Genomic DNA, 1,152 nt, shown 5'->3' on the forward strand with positions numbered 1-1,152 from the left:
TCGCGGCGGCGGGCGGCGCGCACGGGCGCGAGGCCGCGGCGGAGATGGGGGAGGTAGATGTTCTCCGCGACCGAGAGGTGCGGCAGCAGGGCGAGCTCCTGGAACACCACCGCGATCGGGTTCGGTCCGTCGTCGCGCACGTGCAGGGCGCCGCCGTCGCGGCGCAGGGAACCCGAGACGATGCGGATCAGCGTCGACTTGCCGGCGCCGTTGCCGCCGAGCAGGGCGTGGATCTCGCCGGGCGCGACCCGGAGGTCGGCGCCGCGCAGCACGGCGGTCGCGCCGAAGCTCTTCCGGATCCCGGAAGCGTCCAGCAGGAAGGAGGACGGCGCGGTCATCGCGCGGCCCGGGCCCGGATGCGGGCCCGTCCCTGCCTCGGCGCCAGCGCCATGACGTTTCTCCCGGTTCTCGTCGGAGCGGGTTGTCCCGCTTCCCTACCGGTATGGTTCGCCGGTGTCCGGGGCCGGCGCAAACGGATTCCGCGCAACGATCGATGAATGGGATTCATCTCATGCCGCCGCGTCCTCCCGTCGGCGCGGCCGCGGGACACGACCCGGCCCCCGGCGCAGCGAGTGCTTCGCGGTCCGGCCGGGAAGCCGGGTTCGGTGGCATCACGCTCCCTGGCGATCGCTCAGCCGTCCGTACCCTGACGATCGACGAATGAACCGCGACGGATCGTCATGACCGATTGCAAATCTCGCCGCTTCGGACCGGCGACACCGTCGTCATGGACATCGTGGACGGGGAGCTTCGGGTCCGCTCGCGCGATGCAGCGATTGCCGAGATCCAGCCGCTCGTTCGCGGTCTGGTTCGCGAAGGGATCAGCCTGTCCGATGAGCTGATCGCCGACCACCGTGCCGAAGCGGCCGGGGAGTGAGGGCGTGGCTGCCCGTTACGTTCTGGACGCATCCGCGCCGCTCTGCCCGTTCAACCAGGAACCGGGACAGGAACTCGTGCGGGCAGCGCTCTCCGGGTCGGTCGCCTCCGCGGTCAACGACTCGGAGGTCGTCGCCAAGCTCGTCGAGCGCGGGGGTGCCGTGGCGACGGTCGGCCGCGTCAGCCAGGGGACCGGTGCCCCCTGGATCGCCCGGAGGCACGGCTCCCGCCCGTGTCACGCGGTGTGGCGTCATACCCTCGCGTCTCGGCATCGAC

Annotated in this window: 3 protein-coding genes; 2 read left to right on the forward strand and 1 reads right to left on the reverse strand. The window is 71.7% G+C overall.

Features of this window, described 5'->3' with window-relative positions:
* Nucleotides 1-338: ATP-binding cassette domain-containing protein (locus A5481_RS31835; RefSeq protein WP_156655695.1), on the reverse strand; the 338-nt coding region annotated here is incomplete at its 3' end.
* Between the two features lie 389 nt (nucleotides 339-727).
* Here A5481_RS31835 and A5481_RS31840 point away from each other — a divergent pair.
* Nucleotides 728-877 (forward strand): AbrB/MazE/SpoVT family DNA-binding domain-containing protein, encoded by a 150-nt coding sequence (locus tag A5481_RS31840; protein ID WP_156311861.1) that lies wholly within the window; start codon nucleotides 728-730, stop codon nucleotides 875-877.
* A 4-nt stretch (nucleotides 878-881) separates the two neighbouring features.
* Nucleotides 882-1,152 (forward strand): PIN domain-containing protein (locus tag A5481_RS35005; protein ID WP_483428644.1); only part of this gene is annotated, 271 nt, incomplete at its 3' end.

This window comes from Methylobacterium platani, assembly GCF_001653715.1.
GTDB classification, from domain to species: domain Bacteria; phylum Pseudomonadota; class Alphaproteobacteria; order Rhizobiales; family Beijerinckiaceae; genus Methylobacterium; species Methylobacterium platani.

Excerpts from the sequence above, each read along its gene's own strand:
- A5481_RS31840 (WP_156311861.1), top strand. The coding sequence starts at position 728 with ATGGACATCGTGGACGGGGAGCTTCGGGTCCGCTCGCGCGATGCAGCG.